Annotated in this window: 24 protein-coding genes, 2 pseudogenes and 1 riboswitch; of the genes and pseudogenes, 22 read left to right on the top strand and 4 right to left on the bottom strand. The window is 35.9% G+C overall.

Annotation, left to right across the window (positions count from 1 at the left end; all coding sequences use genetic code 11):
• Positions 1 to 76 precede the first annotated feature (76 nt).
• Genes AB7942_RS17110 through AB7942_RS17095 form a run of 4 tightly spaced genes read left to right on the top strand, consistent with a single transcriptional unit; the run spans position 77 to position 4437 of the window.
• A complete protein-coding gene (locus tag AB7942_RS17110; RefSeq protein ID WP_369447806.1) occupies positions 77 to 1240 on the top strand; it encodes an MGDG synthase family glycosyltransferase in 1164 nt (387 codons plus the stop codon).
• A 51-nt stretch (positions 1241 to 1291) separates the two neighbouring features.
• Positions 1292 to 2980 carry a DUF6044 family protein gene (locus AB7942_RS17105; protein WP_369447805.1) on the top strand — a complete coding sequence of 563 codons (1689 nt, stop codon included), beginning with the start codon at positions 1292 to 1294 and terminating at the stop codon, positions 2978 to 2980.
• Positions 2981 to 3003: 23 nt separating this feature from the next.
• Positions 3004 to 3996 carry a glycosyltransferase family 2 protein gene (locus AB7942_RS17100; RefSeq protein ID WP_369447804.1) on the top strand — a complete coding sequence of 331 codons (993 nt, stop codon included), beginning with the start codon at positions 3004 to 3006 and terminating at the stop codon, positions 3994 to 3996.
• A gap of 9 nt (positions 3997 to 4005) precedes the next feature.
• Positions 4006 to 4437, top strand: coding sequence for a GtrA family protein (locus tag AB7942_RS17095; RefSeq protein ID WP_369447803.1), 432 nt, complete (start codon positions 4006 to 4008; stop codon positions 4435 to 4437).
• A 220-nt stretch (positions 4438 to 4657) separates the two neighbouring features.
• On the opposite strand, the gene AB7942_RS17090 is transcribed toward AB7942_RS17095, so the two are convergent.
• Entirely contained in the window at positions 4658 to 4843 is a 186-nt protein-coding gene (locus AB7942_RS17090) for a hypothetical protein (RefSeq protein ID WP_369447802.1), read from the bottom strand.
• 394 nt (positions 4844 to 5237) lie between these two features.
• Between AB7942_RS17090 and AB7942_RS17085 the strand changes: the two genes are divergently transcribed.
• The 3 genes from AB7942_RS17085 (at position 5238) to AB7942_RS17075 (ending at position 8766) form a co-directional block, all read left to right on the top strand.
• On the top strand, positions 5238 to 5486 hold the full coding sequence (locus AB7942_RS17085) for a hypothetical protein (RefSeq protein ID WP_369447801.1): 249 nt from the start codon (positions 5238 to 5240) through the stop codon (positions 5484 to 5486).
• A gap of 230 nt (positions 5487 to 5716) precedes the next feature.
• Positions 5717 to 7597, top strand: a complete 1881-nt coding sequence (gene htpG, locus AB7942_RS17080) for a molecular chaperone HtpG (RefSeq protein WP_369447800.1) — start codon at positions 5717 to 5719, stop codon at positions 7595 to 7597.
• Positions 7598 to 7758: 161 nt separating this feature from the next.
• Entirely contained in the window at positions 7759 to 8766 is a 1008-nt protein-coding gene (locus tag AB7942_RS17075) for a DUF3231 family protein (protein WP_369447799.1), read from the top strand.
• Positions 8767 to 9053: 287 nt separating this feature from the next.
• Here the strand turns inward: AB7942_RS17075 and AB7942_RS17070 are convergent, their stop codons facing one another.
• Positions 9054 to 9431: a VOC family protein gene (locus AB7942_RS17070; protein WP_369447798.1), complete on the bottom strand. Its 378-nt coding sequence runs from the start codon at positions 9429 to 9431 to the stop codon at positions 9054 to 9056.
• 377 nt (positions 9432 to 9808) lie between these two features.
• Here AB7942_RS17070 and AB7942_RS17065 point away from each other — a divergent pair, with 377 nt between their 5' ends.
• The gene (locus AB7942_RS17065; protein WP_369447933.1) at positions 9809 to 10792 is read left to right on the top strand and encodes an aldo/keto reductase; all 984 of its coding nucleotides are present in this window, start codon (positions 9809 to 9811) and stop codon (positions 10790 to 10792) included.
• Between the two features lie 110 nt (positions 10793 to 10902).
• On the opposite strand, the gene AB7942_RS17060 is transcribed toward AB7942_RS17065, so the two are convergent.
• On the bottom strand, positions 10903 to 11448 hold the full coding sequence (locus AB7942_RS17060; RefSeq protein ID WP_088087056.1) for a TetR/AcrR family transcriptional regulator: 546 nt from the start codon (positions 11446 to 11448) through the stop codon (positions 10903 to 10905).
• Positions 11449 to 11875: 427 nt separating this feature from the next.
• On the opposite strand from AB7942_RS17060, the gene AB7942_RS17055 reads away from it, so the two are divergent.
• Positions 11876 to 12232 carry a cupin domain-containing protein gene (locus AB7942_RS17055; RefSeq protein WP_369447797.1) on the top strand — a complete coding sequence of 119 codons (357 nt, stop codon included), beginning with the start codon at positions 11876 to 11878 and terminating at the stop codon, positions 12230 to 12232.
• Positions 12233 to 12380: 148 nt separating this feature from the next.
• On the opposite strand, the gene AB7942_RS17050 is transcribed toward AB7942_RS17055, so the two are convergent.
• Positions 12381 to 13769, bottom strand: a complete 1389-nt coding sequence (locus tag AB7942_RS17050; protein ID WP_369447796.1) for an aminotransferase-like domain-containing protein — start codon at positions 13767 to 13769, stop codon at positions 12381 to 12383.
• 244 nt (positions 13770 to 14013) lie between these two features.
• Between AB7942_RS17050 and azlC the strand changes: the two genes are divergently transcribed.
• From azlC to AB7942_RS16985, 13 genes and pseudogenes are all read left to right on the top strand, one after another.
• Positions 14014 to 14736, top strand: a complete 723-nt coding sequence (gene azlC, locus AB7942_RS17045) for an azaleucine resistance protein AzlC (RefSeq protein ID WP_369447795.1) — start codon at positions 14014 to 14016, stop codon at positions 14734 to 14736.
• Positions 14733 to 15065, top strand: coding sequence for a branched-chain amino acid transporter permease (locus tag AB7942_RS17040; RefSeq protein ID WP_168243360.1), 333 nt, complete (start codon positions 14733 to 14735; stop codon positions 15063 to 15065). The genes azlC and AB7942_RS17040 overlap by 4 nt, the downstream gene beginning before the upstream one ends.
• A 70-nt stretch (positions 15066 to 15135) precedes the next feature.
• The gene (locus tag AB7942_RS17035; protein ID WP_369447794.1) at positions 15136 to 15591 is read left to right on the top strand and encodes a PaaI family thioesterase; all 456 of its coding nucleotides are present in this window, start codon (positions 15136 to 15138) and stop codon (positions 15589 to 15591) included.
• A 107-nt stretch (positions 15592 to 15698) separates the two neighbouring features.
• Positions 15699 to 15956 (top strand): annotated as a pseudogene (locus tag AB7942_RS17030) (helix-turn-helix domain-containing protein); the annotation flags it as partial.
• Between the two features lie 395 nt (positions 15957 to 16351).
• On the top strand, positions 16352 to 16723 hold the full coding sequence (locus tag AB7942_RS17025) for an iron chaperone (protein ID WP_369447793.1): 372 nt from the start codon (positions 16352 to 16354) through the stop codon (positions 16721 to 16723).
• Between the two features lie 36 nt (positions 16724 to 16759).
• Entirely contained in the window at positions 16760 to 17155 is a 396-nt protein-coding gene (locus tag AB7942_RS17020) for an aldo/keto reductase (RefSeq protein WP_369447932.1), read from the top strand.
• A 56-nt stretch (positions 17156 to 17211) separates the two neighbouring features.
• Positions 17212 to 17511 (top strand): annotated as a pseudogene (locus tag AB7942_RS17015) (class I SAM-dependent methyltransferase); the annotation flags it as partial.
• A 181-nt stretch (positions 17512 to 17692) separates the two neighbouring features.
• Complete coding sequence (locus AB7942_RS17010; RefSeq protein ID WP_369447792.1) at positions 17693 to 18142, top strand: CBO0543 family protein; 450 nt, start codon at positions 17693 to 17695, stop codon at positions 18140 to 18142.
• A 98-nt stretch (positions 18143 to 18240) separates the two neighbouring features.
• Positions 18241 to 19266 carry a threonine aldolase family protein gene (locus AB7942_RS17005; RefSeq protein WP_369447791.1) on the top strand — a complete coding sequence of 342 codons (1026 nt, stop codon included), beginning with the start codon at positions 18241 to 18243 and terminating at the stop codon, positions 19264 to 19266.
• A 95-nt stretch (positions 19267 to 19361) separates the two neighbouring features.
• Positions 19362 to 19442: riboswitch (ZMP/ZTP riboswitch) on the top strand.
• A 183-nt stretch (positions 19443 to 19625) separates the two neighbouring features.
• Positions 19626 to 20825, top strand: coding sequence for a phosphoglycerate dehydrogenase (locus AB7942_RS17000; RefSeq protein WP_369447790.1), 1200 nt, complete (start codon positions 19626 to 19628; stop codon positions 20823 to 20825).
• A 224-nt stretch (positions 20826 to 21049) separates the two neighbouring features.
• A complete protein-coding gene (locus tag AB7942_RS16995; protein WP_369447789.1) occupies positions 21050 to 22177 on the top strand; it encodes a GerAB/ArcD/ProY family transporter in 1128 nt (375 codons plus the stop codon).
• Complete coding sequence (locus AB7942_RS16990) at positions 22143 to 23603, top strand: spore germination protein (protein ID WP_369447788.1); 1461 nt, start codon at positions 22143 to 22145, stop codon at positions 23601 to 23603. The genes AB7942_RS16995 and AB7942_RS16990 overlap by 35 nt, the downstream gene beginning before the upstream one ends.
• Positions 23600 to 24751: a Ger(x)C family spore germination protein gene (locus AB7942_RS16985; protein WP_369447787.1), complete on the top strand. Its 1152-nt coding sequence runs from the start codon at positions 23600 to 23602 to the stop codon at positions 24749 to 24751. The genes AB7942_RS16990 and AB7942_RS16985 overlap by 4 nt, the downstream gene beginning before the upstream one ends.
• The last annotated feature ends 86 nt before the right edge of the window (positions 24752 to 24837 follow it).

The following is a 24837-nucleotide window of genomic DNA, read 5'->3' as shown; positions in this document are numbered from 1 at the left end:
TAAAAAAGCGTATTTACAGATTCTTTAAGGTTGGTATATTTTGAATCCTAATCACGTTTGAGGAGCTAGTATAAGTATGAATAAAAGTGCGAACGATAAAATTCTCATACTTTCAGCTAAATTTGGAGATGGACATAAACAGGTAGCAACTGCCATATATGAAGCAATCGAATTTACCCTGCCAAATGTTGAACCGATTATTTTAGACGTTATGGAGTGGCTTCATCCCTTCCTTTATCCTGTAAGTAATTACTTTTACAGGCGGATAATTAAAAAATTTCCTCAAGTATATAGCTATCTATATAAAAGTACACGTGAAAAAAATTCTTTCTCTGATAAATTAAATGCTTTATTAACAGTCGGTATGGGTTCGTTACTTGAAATAGTGGAAAAAATAAATCCTACCGTTGTTGTATGCACATACCCTTTTGCTGCTAGTATTATGTCTAAATTAAAAGAACAAGGGCTAATTGATATTCCTGTCGTTACTATTATTACAGATTATACAGACCATTCTTTCTGGATTCATCCTTTTACAGATCAATATATCGTTGGGTCCAATCAGGTACGGGATCGTTTGATTTGTCTCGGAGTAGAAAATAATAAAATTAATAATACAGGGATCCCGATTTGTCAAAAGTTTTTGAAGCAACAGTCACGAGAGGTCCTCGCATCTAAATACAGTCTCAACTCTAACCAATTTACCATTCTGGTAATGGGTGGTGGAGATGGTTTTATAGGAAAAGACTTATCAAACTTTCAAGCTTTTGAAGACCTCACTTCTCAGGTACAATTTATCATTATTTGTGGACGTAATAAGAGATTACGAAAACAAATAGAAGAGGAACTAAAGACTTCTAAGCATCATTTCCTCGTCACGGGCTTCAGCAATAGTGTAAATGAAATGATGGCGATTTCCGACCTATTAATTTCTAAACCCGGGGGCGTAACGATATCTGAGGCATTGGCTATGGAGCTTCCTTTATTAATATACAATCCCCTGCCTGGACAAGAAGAAGATAATGCCGATTATCTAGTAAATGCAGGTCTTGCAATTAAAGCTGAAAATAAAATGGAGTTAATTTCTAAAATTCATCACATGTTAGACGATTCGATCCCGTTATTATCCATCAGACAAAAAATAAGAAAGTACCAGACAAAGTCAGCTACCTTTGATGCACTTGATGTCATTGTCCGGGCAGTCGAACTTGGGAGAGAAGAACAAACAGTGGTTGTTTAAATAGATGATTAATAGCTCAGTTAACGAAGAATTTATAAATGCGGTGAAAAAATGTGTAATTTTCAAAAAAACTTAAGTCAAGAGAATAAACATTTATATCTAGCAATACTGCTCATGATTTTATATGTATCGCCGTTTTTCATTTTAGGCGAAAACGCCCATATAAGGGTTCATGATAATTTAGATTCGAACATTGCCTGGTATAAAGTGTTGAAGGATAGTGGCCAATTGTTTGGCGGGATCAATAGTACTCTCCCGCAAATCATTAATGGCCTGCCTAGAAATGCCTTTGGTACGGAATTCAGTGGGATACAATGGCTGCATAACCTGTTTCCCTCAATGCTTGCGTATTCTATAAGCCAAACAATCACAAGAGTGTTTGCCTTTTTAGGCATGTATCTTCTTCTAAAGAATCATTTTGTAAGAGAAAAAGAGGCTTACCCTATCCGTGTTTGGGTATCGGTGGCTTTTGCCCTGACCCCATTTTGGCCGTCCGGTATGCTTAGTACATTGGGAATGCCACTTGCATTATGGGCTTTTTTGAATATAAGAGAGGGTAAACATACCTGGAAAGAGTGGCTCACTCTTATATTGTTACCTTTCTATTCTAGTTTTGTGTTAGGATTTTTCTTCTTTTTATTTTTTATGGGATTACTATGGTTAAGAGATTTTCTCGTAAAACGAAAGAGCAATTGGCGCTTCTTTTCCAGTATCTTACTAATGGTCTTAATTTATTTACTGATAGAGTATCGTCTTGTTTACTCGTTAGTGTTTCCTGATGCACCAACCAGCAGAAATGAATTTGTTAGTTCCAAACTTGGCTTTTGGCACACGATCCGGTTAGTTTTTAAAAACTATTTTTTAGGCCATACACATGTATTAACACTTCACACTTTAGTAATCGTGCCGCTTTCTTTTCTAGTTCTCTGGATGATGAAAAATAAAAAGAGGGAATGGTTAGAAAAGAGATATCTTTATCTTTTCATGTTTAATATCGTTTTATCGGTTTGGTATGCCTTTTGGTTTTATAAAGGCTGGGAGCCGCTAAAGGAGCGCGTCTCACTCCTAAATACATTCAACTTTGCAAGATTTCATTTCCTAAGACCTTTAATCATTTATCTTATGTTTGCAGTTGGGTCCTATTTACTTTGGAGGTTGGGAAAGAATTGGCAGAGATTTGTTAAAATATGTCTCATTGTTCAGCTTATCGTCTTGTTTGCAGCAAATGATGAAATTGTCTACAGAGTAGCTGGAAAGCCCTCTGTAAAGCAATTCTATGCGACAAGCCAATTTCATGAAATTGAAAAATATATTGGTAAACCCCAAAGTAGTTACAGGGTAGCAAGTATAGGGCTTCACCCGGCGATTGCTCAATATAATGGTTTTTATACACTAGATACCTATAATAATTTCTATCCTCTGTCATATAAACATGAGTTTAGGAAAATTATTTCGAAAGAATTAGATAAGAGTCCTACATTGAAGGAATACTTCGATGAATGGGGCGGGAGATGTTATCTATATGTCGCCCAATTAGGGAAAAGGTATGAATATAAAAAGGATTCGAAGGTAAAGATTTACCACTTACAAATTAATACAAATGTTTTTAAAAAGATGGGCGGGCAATATATCTTCTCGGCGGTCCCTATCTTAAATGCAGCAGAAAATGGACTTGTTTTCAAAAAGGTCTTTGAGCAAAGAGATTCTGCCTGGAGAATTTACCTTTACCAAGTCAAATAATGTTGTTAATGGAGTGATTCCTAATGAATAGACCAGTGTTAACGATTGTTGTACCATGTTTTAATGAAGAAGAGGTACTATATGAAACATTTGAGCAATTATCTTCTGTTTTAGATGAGTTAATCGAGGAGTCGCTTATTTCAATTGAAAGCAAGATCTTATTTGTGGACGATGGAAGTAAGGACCAGACTTGGGAACTAATTGAGGTGGAGAGCGAAAAAAATCCTAAAATAAAAGGATTGAAGCTGGCTAGAAATGTTGGACATCAAAATGCACTCTTAGCTGGATTAGAGACCGCCTCTAAGCAATCGGATTGTGTCATTTCTATCGATGCAGATCTGCAGGACGACATATCTGCCATCCATCAATTTGTTGAAAAGTTTTGGGAAGGGTACGATATTGTCTATGGTGTAAGAGATAAACGAGAGACTGATACTTATTTTAAGCGGACAACTGCGTTAGGTTTTTATCGGCTCATGGGGAAAATAGGGATTAACCTGGTTCCAAACCATGCTGATTTTCGTCTTATGAGTAAACGTTCTTTAGACGAGCTATTTAAATTTAAAGAAACAAATTTATTTCTCCGTGGACTTGTTCCGCTTGTAGGTTATAAATCCACAAAGGTCTTCTATGACAGAAAAGAGAGGTTTGCAGGAGAGTCAAAATACCCACTAAAGAAAATGCTTGCCTTCGCATTTGATGGAATGACATCCTTTAGTGTCGCACCGATTCGATTTGTAACAATTATTGGATTTTTGGCCGTTTTAATAAGTGCTATAGCAGAGGGCTATGCGATAACCCAAGAAATATTAGGTCACACCGAATCCGGATGGACTTCTTTAATAATTTCCATTTGGTTTGTTGGAGGCTTACAATTGTTAGGTATTGGTATTATTGGAGAATATATCGGTAAAATCTATCATGAGGTTAAAAGACGGCCAAGGTATGCAGTTGAAAAAGATTTGTACACAATTATATTAGAAGTGAAACAGCAGAGTGAAGCAGTGATAAATTAGGAGTCGGTTATGAAATATTCATTCGTTCGATTTATTATGGTAGGAGTTGTTAATACTGTCGTTGGGTTATCGGTCATGTATCTTCTTTTACATGCCCTTGGACAATCCTATTGGATAGCTACTTTTTTTGGCAATTCGATAGGGGCATGTGTCAGTTTTCTTTTGAACAGAAATTTTACATTCAAAAGCAAAGATTCAGTTTCAAAGAGTGCTGTCCGCTTTATTGTTGTTATCTTGGGCTGCTATTTCATTTCTTATGAAATTGGAAGAAGTTTTGTGGAATGGATTCTAAAGAAAAATGAGTTCTTCAGTCCGATTGTTAAAACCGATATCTCAGTCCTGATAGGTACCTGTTTGTACACGCTGTTAAACTATTTTGGGCAAAAGCTGTTTGTGTTTTCAAAAAAGGAAACCGCTAAAGTGAGCGCTGATTCAAAATAAATAAGAAAAAGAGGAGAATTTTAAATGAGTTATTCAGGGGATATATAAAATCCATCGAGTATGTATCTTTTTTCATTTTAGAATCTCCTTTCAATCAGTTTTGGATTGTAAATCTCCCTTTAATATGGATTGCAAAAATTTCGAATTTATTTTAGGACCTGGTCAACATTAAATTTGAAAGAGGAAAAGCACCCTTATAGAGTGCTTTCCATAACCATATTTACTTAGTGAACAAACTTCTAACTCCTTTATAAATTAAGATGAGTGAGAAGATTAGAACAGTTAGTATACCAATGATATCAGTGATTGGGGAAACGCTTTCAAGAAATGAATCAGCTAAAGGAACTCTAATAAGTGCGAAACCAGATAAAATTGTAGCAAGTAATAAAAAAATTCGATTATCCATTTGGTTTACCCTCCTTCCGATGCGATTGATAAAATATATGTCAACATCGTTACGAATATGTCAATTATGTAAAAATCTAATAACAAAAGAAACGTGTAGAAGTGAAATGATTTTAGAAATAAGGAAGAAGAATGAATCAATACCACTCAATTTATGTCTAAATGTAAAATTGACATAATATTTTCATAAATTGCACATTTAAAAAGCCAAGTAATATGATATGTTATACAAAAATAGTTCCCAAAATGGTAGGTGTGAAATTGGCTAACTTTTATGATAAAATACCGCTCGATATACTTACACATTTTCTTTAACATATTAATAAAAAAATTGAAAATGGCATACTGTCCAAATCGTTGAACTATGAAATTGAACTCATCAATAAAATGGAACCTTGACTACATATTCATTGCCAGTTTCTGTCGTGAATGGCCGATATTTTGAAAGCGCCTCGTTAGGATACCGAGATTCTTTATGTTCATTGATTAACCATCAGGTAAAGAAGTCGAAAATTATTAGTGATCAAAATATTGTTTTAACATTCGATAATGATGATAGGTTAGAGGTTTCCTTAAAAAAGGAAGATCGTAGTGGACATGAGGCAGCAATGCTCCGGGTCAATAACGAGATTGCAGTTTGGTAAAAACGCACTTCATAAAACGGAAGAATAAGCTGCCTTTATTGGTGGCTTTTTTTCTCTTTATTAAAAGATTTGCGAGATAAAAATAGATACTTATTGACACGACAACGTGAAATATGATATTTAAATATATGGATTAGCACTCGGGTGGTGAGAGTGCTAATAGGTGCTGATTTACTTTTAGACAATCTAAATCAGTTTTTACATATTAAGAATAGAAAGGGGCTTTTTCTATGTCGAAGATACAGTTTAAAGCAGAATCTAAACGATTACTAGAGATGATGATTAACTCCATTTATACTCACAAAGAGGTATTTTTAAGAGAGTTAATTTCGAATGCCAGTGACGCCATTGATAAAATTTATTACAAAGCCTTAACTGACGATGCTTTAAGTTTTGACCAATCCAATTATTATATTAAATTGGAAGCTGACAAAGAAAACCGTACACTTAAGATTATCGATACAGGGATCGGGATGACCAAAGAAGAACTGGAAACAAATCTTGGGACGATTGCCAAAAGTGGTTCCCTAGCATTTAAAAAGGAAAACGAATTAAAAGATGGCTATGACATTATCGGTCAGTTTGGAGTAGGTTTTTATGCTGCTTTTATGGTTGCTGACGTAGTTACTGTGATTAGTAAAAATTTAGATAGCAATGAGGCTTTTAAATGGGAATCCACAGGTGCTGATGGATATACGATTGAGCAGGTAGAAAAAGATTCAGTTGGGACAGAAATTATTTTAAAGATTAAAGAAAATAGTGAAGATGAAAACTATGATGAGTATTTAGAGGAATATCGCTTAAAAGCGATTATCAAGAAATATTCAGATTTCATCCGTTATCCAATCAAAATGGATGTTACCAACAGAAGACTCAAGGAAGGCAGTGAGTCCGAATACGAGGATTATCAAGAAGAAGAAATTATCAATAGCATGGTTCCGATTTGGAAAAAAAATAAGAGCGAGCTTACCGATGCAGATTACGAGAACTTTTATAAAGAAAAACGCTACGGTTTTGACAAGCCAATTAAACATATCCATATCAGTGTTGAAGGGACCATTAGATATAATTCAATCCTATATATTCCTGAAAAAACTCCGTTCGATTTCTATTCGAAAGAATTTGAAAAGGGCTTAGAACTCTATTCCAATGGGGTTCTGATCATGGAAAAATGTGCTGACTTGCTTCCAGACCATTTTAGTTTCGTTAAAGGGATGGTCGATTCCGAAGATTTATCTCTTAACATTTCAAGAGAAATGCTGCAGCATGATCGCCAATTGAAGCTGATCGCTAAAAACATTAACAAAAACATCAAAAGCGAATTACTAAGCCTTCAAAGAAAAGAACGAGAAAAGTATGAAGAATTTTATCAATCCTTCGGTCGTCAGTTAAAGTACGGAGTTTATAATGACTTTGGTGCAAACAAAGAATTATTACAGGACCTGATCATGTTCTATTCTTCTAAAGAGAAGAAACTGGTTACGTTAGATGAATATGTATCAAGGATGCCAGAAGATCAAAAATATATTTATTACGCTTCCGGTGAATCGATTGAACGAATTGAAAAATTACCACAGGCCGAATTCGTTTCTGAACAAGGCTATGAAATTCTTTATTTCACTGAGGATATCGATGAGTTCGCAATCAAAATGTTAATGACCTACAAAGAAAAAGAATTCAAATCCATCTCAAGTGGTGACCTGGGAATCGAAGGGGAAGAAAACAAGGACGATTCCGAATCAACAGAGACGGAAAACAAAGAACTCTTTGACTATATGAAAACCATTTTAGCGGATAAAGTAAAGGATGTAAGGATTTCAAAAAGGTTAAAGTCCCACCCGGTCTGCCTGGCAACTGAAGGGGACATATCGATTGAAATGGAAAAAATTCTTGCTGCGATGCCGAATAACCAAAATATCAAAGCGGATAAGGTCTTAGAAATCAATAACAATCACGAAGTCTTCCAATCATTAAAAGAAGCATTTGAAAACGACAAATCAAAATTAGATCTATATACCAAGTTATTATACAATCAAGCACTATTGATTGAAGGATTACCAATCAGTGACCCGGTAGAATTTACGAATGACATTTGTAAAATAATGGTGTAATCTTCTAATGAACTGGCCGTTCTCGCATAAAGTGAGCGGCTTTTTTAATTTCTCGTTGGTTTATCGAAATGGTTCAACTACCGAGACAAGAATCCGAATCATTATCCATTTTATTGGGAATTCTACTGATGTGAAAACTTTTTTAATGGAGTTGAAAATTATTGGAACATCATTCCCCAAATATAACCTCGGCTGAAATTTCTATGTTATGGAGTACATACATTGGTGATACAATGGCAATTTGTATTCTAAATCATTTTTTACAAACTTGCGAAGACCAAGACATTAAACCTATTATTGAATTCGCTCTAAAATCTGCACATGACCATATCCAACAAATATCTGAATTATTTACATTAGAAGGTATTCCTCTTCCGAATGGATTTGGAAAACAAGATGTAAATTTAGAGGCAAAAAAGCTCTTTTCTGATGTAACTTATATGCGTTATCTACATCATATGGGGAGAACAGGATTGAATACATATAGCTTGGCTAAATCCATTTCAGCGAGAGAAGATGTTCGTAACTTATTTAAGTTGTTTTATGACCAAACGGAAACGCTATATGACAGAAATACAAAATTGATGCAGGAAAAAGGCGTGTTTATACGTTCTCCTTATCTTTCATATCCAGAAAAAGTGGAATATATTACGGAGAGATCATTTCTTGGAGGTCTTATAGGTCACCGTCGTCCATTGCTTGCAATGGAAGTTGCGCATTGTGGTATTAACATCGAGGTGGCAAACGTAGCTAAAACGATGCTATTAGGATTTAGTCAAGTAGCACAGTCAAAAAAAATAAGTGACTATTTTAAAGAAGGATATGATCTAGGGAAGAAAATGGTGGAAGATTTTATGATAAAATTAAAAGAGGACGATAATTCTTATCCTTCTACATGGGATTCAACTATTACCAATAGCACGGAAGCTCCATTTTCTGATAAATTGATGTTATTTCATACTAATGTTCAAAGTGCTATTGGGATTGGAGACTTCGGTCTTGCCATTGCCGCCTCACTTCGGAAAGATTTAGCCCTTACTTATGAAAAATACCTTCTAAAGGTGGGTTCATATGCGGAAGAGGGGGCAAAAATTATGATCGATCATGGATGGTTTGAAAAACCTCCTCAATCGATAGATAGAGAAGCAATTCGAAATCAAAATAGATAATGAAGTATTATCTATTTTGGGCTGCATTGGAGACACTTTTCGTTATTTACTTCTCATTCTGTGGCAAATAGTCTGGAACTACCCAACTTTTTCGAAGATTTAACTTTTAATAATATCTTCAACAACGATATCTATCAAATTAATAAAACAAAGGACTGTTTTTTTAAAAATACAGAAAAAGAAGGAATATCTTAATTTGAAGTTAAGATATTCCTTCTTATATATATGCCTTCTTTAAGTGGAGCTTATCTTAATAGATTTTTGAAAAATCAGCGTGAAATCATTACCTATTTATCTTCTCTTATTAAATAATCATTTCCATCCTGATCTTTAAATGAGAACATGTTTCCAAATGGCAGTCTTAACATTTCCTCCACTGCTACTCCGTTTTGTTTCATTTTTTCATAAGCTGCTTCAATGTCAGTGGTGCTGAAAAGAATGGAGGGATGGGCAACTTTAGAAGGTTGATGTTGTTCCATTGCTGACTTAGAATAAAGAACTAAAGTTGTAAATTCGTCTTCACTAGGTCCGACTTCGATCCAAAATGCGTCTGGTCCCATAGGTTGCTCCACTTTTAAGACAAAGCCGACTTTATTGATCCAAAAATCTTTTGCCTCTTCTTGATCTTGTACATATACAGTGATTTTTCCAATTTTATTAATCATGGTTAAGCTCCTTTTATTCATTGAGTTATAAAAACAGTTTAGCAACCGTAATAAATAAAAGCAATTATGGTTTTTTATTAGGCATTATTAGCAGGAAAAGAAAACTTTTCATAATTAATGGTAAATGAATTTTTATTCCGATTTTATCCAGCTAATTCAACCGCTTCTTTGAGGCGGTTTTCTGAAGGTCTACAATTATTGGAGCTATTGTGTTGATTTTATTTATTTTCCTTACAATTTTTAAAGATAATGAACAATTTTAATGGTTTTGTTTAGTAATACACAAATTCCGTATATTTAACAATTGAATGTGCTTTCCTTCTGGTTATAATAGGAAATAGTTAACTATGTTATTTAAGAAAGCGAGGACAAATCAATTGGATTATATGAAACTTGGAAATACTGGTTTGGATGTATCTCGGCTTTGCCTTGGCTGTATGGGTTTTGGTGTAGCAGAGAGATGGGTACATCCTTGGGTAATAGGTGAGGAACAAACTCGTCCTATTATTAAAAAAGCTCTTGAGTTAGGACTCAATTTTTTTGATACAGCGAATGTATACTCAGACGGAACAAGCGAAGAAATAGTAGGGAAAATTTTAAAGGAATATGCCAATCGAGATGAAATTGTTCTTGCAACAAAAGTATATTTCCCTATGCATGAAGGTCCAAATGGAAAAGGTCTTTCTCGAAAGCATATTATGAGTGAAATTGACAAGAGTCTAAAACGGCTAGGGACAGATTATGTGGATCTATATCAAATACACCGGTGGGATTATAATACCCCTATCGAAGAGACAATGGAAGCATTGCATGATGTTGTGAAGGCTGGTAAGGCAAGATACATTGGTGCTTCTGCCATGTTGGCATGGCAGTTCCTAAAAGCAAACCATGTCGCTGAAAAAAATGGTTGGACGCGGTTTGTATCCATGCAGAATCACTTAAACCTTTTGTATCGTGAAGAGGAACGTGAGATGCTGCCGTTATGTAAGGAAGAAAAAATCGGTGTGATTCCGTATAGCCCGCTTGCTTCAGGAAGATTGACTCGTGATTGGGCTGAAACAACGCATCGTTCCGAAACGGACCAGGTTCAGAAGTCTAAATATGATGCTACTGCTGATACGGACAGATTGATCGCGAAGCAGGTTGCTGCCATTGCCGAAAAACGCGGCGTACCTCGCGCACAAATTGCACTTGCTTGGTTGCTGCAAAAGGAACCGGTAACAGCTCCTATTATTGGGGCTACAAAAATATCGCATCTTGAAGATGCAGTACCAGCTCTTTCAATCAAGCTAACACCTGAAGAAATAGCATCACTAGAAGAACCATATGTACCGCACCCAGTAGTTGGTCCCTTAGTGTAGGTCAACACGAGCTACACATTGTGATATAACGGTGTACATGATAACAAAGACCATAACAGTAAAGAAACGGAACGCCCTTAGGAGCAGTGTGCCAACACTACTCTGTTTTTTTATAAATTCCTATCTAATAAAATCCCTACTTGTTCTGCCATCACACGAGGGGTATAAGGCATTCCATTGTTGAACCACCATTCCACTAGTCCTACGTAAGAGGTGACAATAAATTGAAGAATAACATCTTCATTTAATCCTTGATTTTTTCCTTTTGCTACATCCACTTCATCTTTAAATTCTTCGATAAGAAATTCAAGGAACTGACTACGAAATGAAGGGGCTCCTTTACTGGCTAACATCGTGGAAAAGAATAAATAATGATTTTCAAGGTATTCGAACCAAGGTAGATTTGCATCTATATAATCCAATTCAGATGCCGATTCACATATCTCCCGTAGTTTTTCAATATGTTCTGCAATGAGCTTATCCAGTAGATCATATTTATCCGTGTAATGAAGATAGATCGTTCCCCGGCTAACATTGGCCCTGTCGGAAATATCTTGTATTGTAATGTCATCAAAATTTTGTTCGGACATCAATTCAATAACTGCTTTTTTAATCGCTTCTTGGCTTTTGGCTATTCTTCTATCCACTTTAGACATTGTAAGGGTCACCAAACTTTCATAAAGATAATTAACAATGTTAATTGATTTGTTCATTACTTAACAAAACGTGTTTATTTAACCATTGTAAGTATTTTGTATCTGATTATAATTATAGACAGATGTTCATTAATTTATCAATGTTTATTATGTGAACATCTTGATGTGGGAAAATCGAATAATGTGTATTCAAAATTTTTAGTATTACCAAGTTCGTCTCTCTTCATGGCGGGGAACTGCTTGCACACCGTATCGCAATGTCACTGACAGGCAGTACAGTCATGCTGGTACTAGCGATGGATTGTCGTTATTTCAGGAGTAATACACTTGGATAGGCCTTATATTATTTGCCACATGCAAACGTCATTGGATGGAAAAATCAAAGTTAAAACAACTATAATAATCAAAAGAAAGTAGGCATGAAAATATGGAAAATGAACAATTAAGCAATAGCACCATCTTTCCATTGGGACAAAAAGTAGAATCAAATTTTATTGGTGATGCATTTTTACAAATGGTGTTTACCGATCCAACGCCACTAAATGCACCAATCGGGAATGTAACCTTTGCTCAAGGAGCTCGTAATAACTGGCATTCTCATAAAGTTGGACAAGTTTTGTTAGTTACTTGTGGTGAGGGTTGGTATCAAGAGGAAGGAAAGCCAGCTCAATTACTCAAAACGGGTGATGTGGTGAATATTCCGCCGAATATGAAACATTGGCATGGTGCAACAAAAGACAGTTGGTTTGTACACTTAGCAATTACACCAGGAGAAACGGATTGATTTGAATCTGTAGATGATGAATGGTTTAACACGTTGTAAAACTAACGCATCGAGTCAGTTGACTAGGGGGCGTTAATTAAAGAGAAACGTGCTCTCGATTGTAAAAAAAACGGATGATTTTTCTCATCCGTTTTTCATTTTGTTCGAATTAATTGAGATACTTTCTTAATATACTTAACCCAATTTTTAACTCATCTAATGAGTTTGTGGAAGCCAGTGCAATACGCAAATACTTATCAGGGGTGGTCTGCCCACTTAAAAAACGGTCAGAATGAAAAACTCTAATACCTTGTCTTTTCAAATCCAATTCTAATTGAAAGGCATCGTTAAATCCTTGAATTGGAAGCCAACGATAAAAACTAAGAGGATGTCCAACATTCTGCTTTATAGGAAAATATTCCGAATAAATATCATTAACAGTCAGTGCAAGCAGTTTCTTTTGAGAAACAATTTCATGAGCCTTCCCTGATAAGATAAGCTCTGTAATTACCTCTGCGTCTAAAGATGAGGTTTTTACATTGATGTTAAAAATAGCCCGCTGAATTTTCTCACGTAACGCATCCCCATAGACCATATAGGCAACTCTTAATCCAGAACATAAGGACTTAGAGGTGCCGCAAATATAAATGCTCTGTTCTGGGAGTGAATTGAACATTGGCTGCTGGTATTCGGAGATTATACCTGCCGTCAGAAAAGCATGAATATCATCCTCAATTAATATTAAACGATGCTTACGGATGACTTCAGCTAATTCTTGCTTTCGAAACTCTGGAATCATCACTGTGGTAGGATTACAGCAAGAGGGCATAAGGAAAATGCCGTGAATATTTATTTGACTACACTGCTTTTCAAGTTCGTCTGGTAACATCCCAAACTCGTCTCCGAGAATAGGGACTAACTGAATATGGAACATTTTTGCTAATTCGATAAAATTCGAATACGTGTATAAATCTGTGGCAATTCTATTGCCAGGCTCAAACAAAGCAGCCAAAGCAATTGCCAGTGCATTTTGGGCACCAGAAACGATTGCTATATGCTCATGGTCCGTATGAATTCCGAAAGACTCCATCCAGTTTAGAGCTGCTGTTTTTTGATGTAGAATTCCTGTCGGTTCGTTGTAATTTAGTAGCTGTTCTACATAACTTTTGTTCACAACCTTTTGAATAACCTCTGTTACGCTAGCATTGGTTTGCTCAAACGATGCCACAAATCCGAGCTCAATGAGGTTTGCTGTTTTATCAGCGGAAATGGTTATAGAACGGGCGGCATTTGGAGCTACAAATGTTCCACTTCCCGTAACGGCATAAATCAATCCCTTTACCTCACATATTTTGTAGGCACGGGTAATCGTGGTGAAGTTTAAGTCAAGAAAATCCGCTAATTCACGTTGCGGAGGTAACTTTGTCCCAGGTGCCAAAAAGCCATTAATAACATCCTGTTCAAGTAGTAACGCAAGAGATTTATAAAAAGGACGATTTAAGGCTTTCTTATCAGGTTTCCAAGACATTGGATAATTTTCAAATGAATTGATTGGCATAGATCACCTCAATTATATGTGTTCCATACAATCATATCATTTTTGTATGGAATTATTAAAATGAAATCGGATCGTTTGGAAAGGTGAATACACGAGTTTATTTTCTTAGAAAAAAATCACTTTGTACCCCCATTTTGATAAAAGGGGGTATTTTCTATGTAGGGATAATTGTAATCCATACAATTATCTTGTTTTTTGTATGGATTTTGTATGTTAAATTTAAATAAATTTAGCAATTTAGGATGTGAATCATTTGAAAAAAAGAAATCAAATATGGATTGCATTTCGTGCGGCTTTTCCATATACAGTACCCATTTTTGCTGGATTTGTATTCTTGGGAATCGCATATGGCATCTATATGAATTCATTAGGGTTTAGTGCAATTTACCCGATTCTGATGAGTCTATTCATATTTGCAGGATCAATGGAGTTTGTGGCAGCCAATTTATTGCTTGTCGCTTTTAATCCGATTAACGCTCTTTTTCTAACCTTAATGGTGAATGCACGACATTTGTTTTACGGCATATCCATGCTGGATAAGTATAAGGGAATTGGGAAAAAGAAGCTCTATATGATTTATGGGCTTTGCGATGAGTCTTTTTCTATCAATTGTACCGTTGATATTCCGAAGAATGTAGACAAGGGCTGGTTTATGTTCTTTGTGACACTACTCAATCATTCTTATTGGGTCATAGGTTCAGCAATTGGCGGTATTTTTGGATCTCTTGTCAAGTTCAACACAGAAGGGCTCGATTTTGTTATGACTGCTCTCTTTGTAGTCATTTTCATTGAACAGTGGATGAAAGAGAAAAAGCACCACAGTGCTCTCATTGGTGTTGGGCTTTCAACTGTCAGTCTCTTTATTTTTGGCGGAGACCACTTCATTATCCCTGCGATGTTTGCCATTCTTGGGTTACTGACCCTCATTAGAAAGCCAATGGAGAAAGTTGAGGTTAGCACCATATGACAATGAGTTTAACGCAACAGATTATTACGATTGCTATGGTGGTTTTGGGGACTGTGCTTACAAGGTTTCTTCCATTCATCGTTTTCCCATCGGGTAAGCCTACACCGCAGTATGTACAGTATCTCGGTAAAGTACTGCCAGCAGCAGTAATTGGGCTTTTGGTCATTTATTGTTTTAAGGACGTGAGTTTAGTTTCTGGAAGTCATGGTTTACCCGAATTTATTGGGGTAGTAGTAGTGGCGTTGCTTCACTTATGGAAGAAAAACATGCTCCTGTCTATAGCTGGTGGAACGATTGTATACATGATTTTGGTTCAATTGGTGTTTTAATCCATCACGTATTACTATTTCTTCAATCTATGTTGATGGTAGTTTCAATAAATCAAAGGGGTAGGTATTTGTGAAAAAGAAAATTGACGAGTATCAAATTTATGAAAAACACTACGAAGAAATTTACAAGCAAGTAAAAAACGATCCATATGCTCAATCGTTAGGTATTCAGTTAACAAAATTTGAGGCTGGTTTTGCAGAAGCAATTCTAGAAGTGCAGGACCATATGGTAAATGCGTATGGAACTGTTCATGGAGCAGTTATATACGCTTTAGCAGACCACGCATTTTCGGTAGCCTGTAATGCATATGGAAAAACTTCAGTAGGACTCTCGACAACTATCCAGTTTATCGAAGCTGCTAAACCAGGAGATAGAATAGTTGCCCGTTCGACAGAAATAAGACGAAACTTTCGTACAGGATTTTATCGAATTGACATTTTTCATGAGCAAAATCTAATTGCAACCATGGAGGCAGTTTCATATCGTAAAGACCATTATTTTATTGAACTGGATGAACAAGTTTGAGTATAGGAGTATGATATTGTTCCAATAGGAAACATCTTGTTTGGAGTAATAAAGGTTAAAAGAGATGGAAAAACCAGAGTTTAAGATTTGCTAATATGAGGAGTTTTATGGAAGAAATTTATAAAGAGCTTCAGAGGTTAGGTTTTTCGCAAAATGAAATCCAAGTATATACAGAAGTTTTAAAAAAATTTCCTATAACTGGATATGAGATTAGTAAAAGGTCAGGTGTACCTAGGGCTATGATATTTGAAGTAGTGGCAAAATTATTGAAAAAAAGAGCCGTTTATACTGCCACTCTTGTACCTTTGACTTATGTACCTTTGCCAGCAAAAGAATTAATCAATCGACTACGAAAAAACTTCGATTAATTTTTTTATAGGCTATTGTCATGACTGCCATAAGCAATTTCTGATGAAAGTGATGAATTTGATATTGATTTTTCAGAAGTAGTGATTTCTAGAAACTGATATTGATTTAAGGATCTTAAACGAAGACTAATATAGAAGCCTTCTCTATCAAAACTAGAGAAGGCTATTCTTTTAAACCTATCGTTTAAATTTATATTTTTCTATTAGTTGCAGGGTTAAGCTTCTTCATTTTTTTTGAACTGGTGAATGATCCTTTGTATCTTCAAATAAGTCAAATTCAAATGTGGGGTAGAAGGAGTTTGTGTGATATATGTAGAAGTTTAAAAAGTTACAAAAGAATGTTTTTGAGGAATTTCTCAGAACGACATAATTTTTATTTTAGGAGGGACAACATGGAAGTTTTTGCTGAATATTTAGCGCTTATTGATAACCCGCAACATCGGGCCCGAACGGAAGAAGTTTTGGCTTGGGTAACTAAGAAATTTCCAAAATTAGTGCCAAAAGTTGCGTGGAATCAGCCTATGTTTACCGATCACGGCACATTTATAATTGGCTTTAGCGTAGCCAAACATCATTTGGCTGTTGCCCCTGAAAGGGCAGGGATTATTCATTTTTCTGATGAAATTGTTCAGGCTGGCTATGACCACACCAAGCAGTTGGTACGTATCCAGTGGGATAGTCCGGTTGATTTCTCATTACTTGAGAAAATGATCGAGTTTAATATTTTGGATAAGGTAGACTGTTCAACTTTTTGGCGGAAATAATTCTGAGCGTATAAGCAACCACTTTGGGAATTAGGTATTTCGCTTTCGGCTTATGGCGTTCTCTCAAGAGGTTTATTGAGCGGCACATGGTCAAAAAATCGGGTTCTAGGTTTGGATGATAAACGCAGTAATGGTCCGCGGTTTGCCAAAGAAAATATTGAAAAGAATTTATCCCTTGTAGAGGCATTGCGTGAAATTGCCGAAGAAAAGCAAGCAACCATTGCGCAGATTGCCCTCGCATGGGTTTTATCCAAGGGTGAGGATGTTATACCATTGATTGGTGCAAGAACGCAGTCACAACTTTATGTTTCAATAGGCGCTGTTGACCTGAATTTAAGTTCAAACGATCTTTTACGAATTGAAGAAGTCGTACCTTCAGAACTTGTCGCCGGAGAATACTACCCGGTACCACGGAAAAAATGGTTCTTTTAACAAATTTTTAATGAAGCAAAGGTTGTTAAAATGAAGAATGACTAATTTTTCAGGAAATGGCAATTCGCTTTCCAGTGGGCGAGTTGTACTTTGATGCAGAATCAAAATTTATGTTAAAGACTTCAAATCGAACAGTGGAAAAAACGGGGAACAAAGGTGCAAAAATGTATTTCTACGTTAACAATCCGAAAGTACTTGAAGACTGGTCGTCTAAAATTAAGGTATTATCTTGCGAATCGTACTTTAAAGGTATAGGCGCAAGTAAGAATTGGGAAAGTGGAACTCGCCTCATGATGAGGGTTGTTGATTTATTTAAGATGTTGAAGTTTGTTCATTTGCGTTTTGAGAGTAAGTAAAATGATTGAATTTTGCCATATCCCAATCCATTAAACAAGTTATTTAAAAAGCAATATAGAATGTTAAAAGAGACCCTCAGAGGTCTCTTTTGTTTTGAATTTCTTTCATGGAATAGACGAAACCAAATTTTGGAATACTATGGGTAGTAAGTAAAGCCTGGTATTAGGAAGGAAATTTAAAATGTGGATCCTAATTTTTATCATATTTATTATCTTTAATATAATTTCCTTTTTTGTTCCAAAAAGGATAGGCAGAATTGAGATTTATGCCACTTGTTTTTTTGCTTATGCATATGGATTGACGACTGACATGGTACTCGATTTGCATTTTCATCTTTATGGTTATTTTCAAAAGGGTTTTCAATGGAAATCTTTACTTGGGATCCTTCTCTACTTTCCTTCCATTAGCTTTTTATTTCTTAATTATTATCCTACAAAAAGAAAGATAGCAGATAAAGCACTTTATATTATCCTTTGGTCCATATTCTCAGTGATTTTTGAATGGTTCACCGTGCAAACTGAATTTTTTTATTATAGTGGATGGAAGCTTTGGTATTCTGCGGCAGTATATCCGCTCATCTTTTTAATTCTTGTAATTAACATGAAATTTGTTCAAAGACTAACTAGATAATTACTGTTTTTTATCCTCTTATTACCCATCTTTCTTTAAAAAATATGTTAGGATGGACATGAAGTTACACTTATAAATAATTAGATGGGGGCAATCTGATGTATAGCTTTAAGAATGATTACAGCGAAGGTGCACATCCTAGAATATTAAATGCTTTAATAGAATCCAATCTTGTCCAAGAGGATGGCTATGGGGAGGATCAATTTTCCCAAAAAGCGGTTGAACTGTTAAAGGAGAGAATGGGACGGACAGACGTTGATATTCACCTCTTATCAGGCGGGACACAAACAAATCTAATTGCGATTTCTACTTTCTTAAGACCGCATGAAGCAGCAATGGCAGCGAGTACTGGCCATATTTTGGGGCATGAAACAGGAGCCATTGAAGCGACAGGACATAAAGTACTATCAATTGAAACAGTGAACGGGAAACTTACCCCATCTGATGTGCAAGCGGTACTTGACGGTCATCCAGATGAGCATATGGTCAAGCCTAAGCTGGTATACATATCAAACTCCACCGAAATTGGCTCAATTTATAACCGGAGTGAACTCGTGCAGTTAAGTGATTTTTGTAAAAAGAACCATCTCATATTGTATATGGATGGTGCAAGGTTAGGCTCAGCGCTTTGTTCAACAGAAAATGATCTTCAGTTAAATGATCTGCCAACACTTGTGGATGCCTTCTATATCGGGGGAACAAAGAACGGGGCACTTATTGGTGAGGCTTTGGTGATTTGCAAGGATTCTCTTAAGGAGGATTTCCGATACCATATGAAGCAAAAGGGCGCACTGCTCGCGAAAGGGAGACTTTTGGGCACCCAGTTTCTTGAACTGTTCAGGGACAATTTGTTCTTTGATTTGGCCGCGCATGCTAATAAGATGGCTACCATACTTAGAGATGAAATCAGCAAAGCAAATATTTCGTTTCTAACCCATTCTCCATCGAATCAAATCTTTCCGATTTTACCAAATGCGCTGATTACGGAATTAGAGAAACATTATGCCTTTCATTTTTGGGAAAAGGTCGATACAGATCACTCGGCGATTCGACTCGTAACATCCTGGGCAACAAAAGAGGAAGAGGTAACAGCTTTTCTTGAGAATTTGAAAAAATTAATGTAGGAAGCAGAAAATTTTCTGAACACAAACTACAAAAAAATAATGCCTTTTCTAGCTTGATTGTTGTAAGAAAATTTGATATAGTAAGAGAAATCAAAAAGACGATGTGTAACTGGCGAAACACGGATTACCGTGAGGGAGCACATAATGTCTCGTAGCCGTTCGCCTGGGCAGAGGTAGGGAATTATTCCTTACCTCTTTCTGTTTATAGGAGGGGATATTTCAACCGGCTAGGAGCCAAGATTACTTTAATATTTTAAAAATCAAGTAGATACAGATTTTAATAAAATTTGACCTTTTCAGCTTGCTTAATGAATTTACGAAATTTCAAACTATCATATAAGAATAGAGGAGATTACAAGATGAGCACAACAACATTAGACAAAATGAAAACAATCAAAACCTTAAACAATATTGCAGAGAGCGGGCTAAATGTATTCAATAAGGATAATTTTACGATTGACAATGACAATGAAAATCCAGATGCGATTGTTGTACGCAGTTTTAATATGCATACAATTGAACTTGGTAAGAATTTAAAGGCCATTGCACGTGCCGGAGCGGGTGTTAATAACATTCCGGTTGAAAAATGTACAGAACAGGGAATTGTGGTTTTTAATACCCCTGGTGCGAATGCGAATGCTGTAAAAGAAATGGTTCTTACTACATTGATGGCTTCATCCCGAAACCTTTTTGACGGGGTCGCTTGGACAAAGACGTTGGATGGTGAAGGCGAACAAGTTCCAAAGCTTGTTGAAGCAGGAAAAAAACAATTTGTCGGGAAAGAAATTAAGGGGAAAACGCTGGGAGTAATTGGTTTAGGCGCCATCGGAGCACTTGTAGCGAATGATGCCCTAGATTTAGACATGGACGTGATTGGTTTTGACCCGTTCATTTCTGTTGATACAGCTTGGAATTTGTCTAGAAATGTACAGCGCGCGATGACGATTGAACAGTTGTTTGCTAATTCTGATTATATTACGGTTCACGTTCCATTAACCGATGACACAAGAGGAATGTTTAACCAAGCAACCTTTAGCATTATGAAGCCTGGAGTTCACATTTTGAATTTCTCACGAGGAGAGCTTGTGAATGAAACAGATATGGCAGCAGTGCTTGAAGACGGCAAGGTTGGTAAGTATATTACAGACTTCCCAAATGAAAATGTATTGAAAATGAAAAATGCAATTCCAATCCCTCATCTAGGTGCATCTACGCAAGAATCAGAGGAAAACTGTGCAATTATGGCTGCTCGCCAGGTGAAGAATTTTCTGGAAACCGGAAATATCAAAAACTCAGTGAATTTTCCGAACGCATCCATACCTTATACAGGAAAAAAACGTGTGGCAGTATTCCATAAAAACGTTCCAAACATGGTTGGACAGCTTACACTAGCTATTTCAAGCTATAATTTAAACATCGCAGACATGATTAATAGAAGCCGTGGGGAATATGCTTATACGATGATTGACATTGACAATAAAGTAAATGGCGATATCATTCCTGGATTGCAAGAAAAAATCGATCAAATCGGTGGAATCGTAACCGCACGTATTATATAAACAATAAAGTTCAAGGTCCCATTAATAAAATTAATGGGGCCTTGAACTTTTTTTATTTCTGATATTTTTCTTTTGAGCTGACCGTTGCAGTTGTAATCTTGGAAAGGATCAAAAATCAAATCGTTCAATGATTCCGTATATCGTGAGCCGATTAACCTTGAAAACATATATTTTTCTTTATTGGTGATAATAATACCTAAAATAAGAAAAATTCGGTGATCTTAATGCAAAACTTAATTAAAATCCTCCTTCCAAGACAATTATTATTGTTGCTTATCCTTTCGACAGGTTTACTAAATCATGTCCTTCTTATCCCAAATTTGCTTACGGCAGCTGGAAGAGACAGTTGGCTAAGTGTCATTGTGGCATATCCGATTGCTCTTTTCTTTCTATGGCTGGTGTATTTTATTGTAAAAAACAGTCCAAATGAAGGTTTCTTTTCTATGATTCGACAGCGTCTTGGAAGGACTTTTTCAACCATATTTTCGATTCCAGTCATTCTGTTTTTATTCACAAGCTCCTATGTAACTTTTAGGGACTTAATGATCTGGTTAAAGGCCTATTTTCTCGCGGATGCATCTGTTTTTATGATTAATTGTATTTTGATTTTTGTCTGTTTTTTAATCACACTTGCTGGGGTCAAAAGCATGGCTATATCTAGCGGTTTTTTACTACCGTTTGTGGTGTTATTTGGCATATTTATTGCAATTACAAACACGAGCTTAAAGGACCCGAGTTTATTATTTCCTTTGTTTGCAGAAGGCTATTCTCCTCTTGTTAAAGGGGCAATCTATGTTCTATCAGGGCTTCTTGAGATTTACATGGTTATCTTGTTGCAGCCATTTTCACAGGAGCAGATTAAATTTAAACAGTTGTTTATTTTATTGACTTTCTTAACAGGCCTAATCTTAGGGCCTCTTTCTGCATCAATTATGGAATTTGGACCTACTGAAGCAATTTACTTTCGGTATCCAGCTTATGAACAGTGGCGTGTATTAAGCATTGGGGAATATATATCACATCTAGATTTTTTTGCTTTATATCAATGGCTTAGCGGTGCGTTGATTCGAATTGGTTTATTCATGTATCTTTTAGGTACATTTTTTACTAATAAGAAGAAACATTATAGACTGAACCCTAAGCTTGCTGGAGTCATGTATCTCATTTTGTTCGGTCTGATGACAATAAAAGTAGAGACATATTATTTCTATAAGGCAATATATGAATACTTTCTTCCGGCTAGTATGGCATTTTTCCTTTTTCAAATCCTGCTATCAGCCATCATTATAAAAGTATTAAAGAAGAGGGATAAACAACATGGTAAGAAAAATACACTTGAATCCACTTCGTAATGGAAGTCTAAAGGAAAAAGCAGAAAACCTAAAAATACAATTTAAGAAAAGTCAAGACCTACGATTTTTAGAGCACAATACAGAAATGGAAACATTTGAAATTATCTATTTTGAAAGCTTAGTTGATATACATTATTTAGATCAGTATATTTTACCTAAACTCAGCGGTAATAAAGAAGATTCTATCAAGAAAAAGCTGAAAACCTTATTTCAAGCAGATGATGTAAGTTCGAAATCCTTAGAGGATTTATCAAATTTACTTTTTGATGGAAATGTCTTATTTTTATTCGGTGATTCGTTTTTAAGTATTCAGGCAGGATCCTTTCCTATGCGGCAACCTGAAGAATCAGCGATTGAGAGCTCAATAAGGGGTCCTAAGGATGGTTTTGTGGAGGATATTAAGACAAATATCTCCTTAATAAGGCGAAGACTTAACACCTCGTCTTTATGTTTAGAGAAATATACGATTGGTAAAAGAAGTAGAACAAAAGTAGTACTCATGTATATAGATGATTTAATTGATCAGCGAGTTTTGGATGAAATCCATAAAAGGTTAGAAAAAGTAGAACTGGATATCTTGACGAGTATTCATGAACTTGAATCATATGTTCGTGATAGACCGTATTCCATCTTCCCGAGTACGGACTATACGGGTAGACCTGACTTTATTGTTCAAGCGCTGAATCAAGGCCGGTTTGCTCTCATAGTTGATGGAAATCCTACAGTCTCTTTTGCACCGGTCAATATATTATTGCAGATTAAATCACCTGAGGACAATTACATAAGTTATGCTTATGTATCAATAGAAAGAATTATCAGGATGATAGGTTTGATCATATCTGCTTTTTTACCTGGTGCATGGATAGCATTTTCTGCCTATAATATTGAACAGGTTCCCTATTTACTGGTTGCGACTATTACAATCTCGCGTTTTGGGCTGCCCATATCTTCACCACTTGAAATGTTTATTGTTCTATTTTTGTTTGAGCTATTTAATGAAGCTGGGGTACGCTTGCCAAGAGCAATTGGGCAAACCGTCGCTGTTTTAGGTGGCTTAATCGTAGGGGATGCTGCGATTCGGGCTGGGTTAACATCACCAACGATGCTGGTAGTAGCGGCCATTACCTACATTTCATCTTTTACGTTGGTGAATCAAACTTTAAGTACGGCTTGTACCATCTTAAGATTCACGATTATCTTAATGAGTACCTTATTTGGATTATTCGGAGTCATTATTGGCTTTATTCTAACGGTTTTTTACTTTTCTAACCTTTCTTCCTTTGGGTCTCCATACCTAGGCTCTCTTTCGCCAATCAATCTAAAAGAAATGATTAAGGCATTCCTTAGGGCTCCAAGCCAATTTTATAAGTCGAGAACAACCTTAACCAGTCCAGATGATCCAACAAGGGGCGGAAATCAATCATGAAAAGGAAATGGCTTATTTCTTGTTTAGCGGGTTGTCTGGTACTTTCCGGTTGTTCAGGTTTAAAAAATATTCAAGATACAACCTATGTTGTGGCAATTGGTATGGATTATGATGAAGAAAAGGAGGAGTATATCGCGTATCTTCAAGCCTTAAATTTCGCTAATGTAGCAAAGGTAGAAGGAGGTAAACCTACTGAACCCATCCCGATTTTTATTGCATCAGCAACTGGAGAAACACTAAATTTAGCTGTTGGTAACCTTTATAAAAAGTCGGAGCCTCCTTTATTTTTTGGCCACGTAGAAACATTTGTTTTAAGTCAAAGAATAGTCAGGAATCATTTTAAGGAAGTAATGGTAGAAATAGGAAGAAATCGTTCGCTCCGGCATACTTTACGAGTCATGACAACGGATGAAAATATTAATGAAATATTTAATATAAAGGCATTATTTAATTATCCAGCAGTGTACACGGTTCTTTTTAGAAAGGAAAAGAACGAAGTGTATCAAGATGAGATCAAGCCTGTGGCATTAATGGATTTTTTAAGAGCCTATTATGAGCCTATGGGGGTGGCTAAACTACCTAATGTAAAAATTGACTCTCAAACCTGGAAGGCTGATGGAAAGTATCCCATTGTATTTTTCGATGGATATGCCATTTTTCAACAGCAAAAATTTATTAAAGTCCTTCCATTCAAGGACGCTGTTTATACTAATTGGTTATTAGAAAAAAAGGTTTCTTTAGATCAAAGAGTAGATGAAGAGGGAAAGCTTGTAGCAGCAGTGAAGCTAGCCACTCCAAAAATGAAGGTAAAATACAAGAAGGGAACGACTACCCCAAAGTTTGCTATAGAATTATTTGTACCAGCAGATTTGATCGAAAAAATTAAAGATATTCCCGAACAGAAATTAACGAAATTAGTTGAAGAAGATATAAAAAGAAAACTTACTTCCATTTATAAAAATGGAGTGAAAAATAAAACAGATATACTAAATGTTGGTGAAAAGTGGTATAGAAAACACCCGAAGCAATATAGGGAATTAAAAAAATCTAACGGCTTTTATTTAGATAAAGACTCCTTAACGAATCTAAAGGTTAAGGTGCAAATATTTCATTTTAATAGCTATAAGTATGAACAGAGAGTCGATTAAGTCTTCTTACCCCACTCTTAATAACAAACAGCAATTGAAAGCTCGCCAACTGGCGAGTTTTTTATTCTAGTGACTAATAAAGATGC

Source organism: Neobacillus sp. BF23-41 (genome assembly GCF_041106275.1).
Note: the sequence above shows the minus strand (reverse complement) of the source record. Positions and strands in the feature narration are given on the sequence as shown.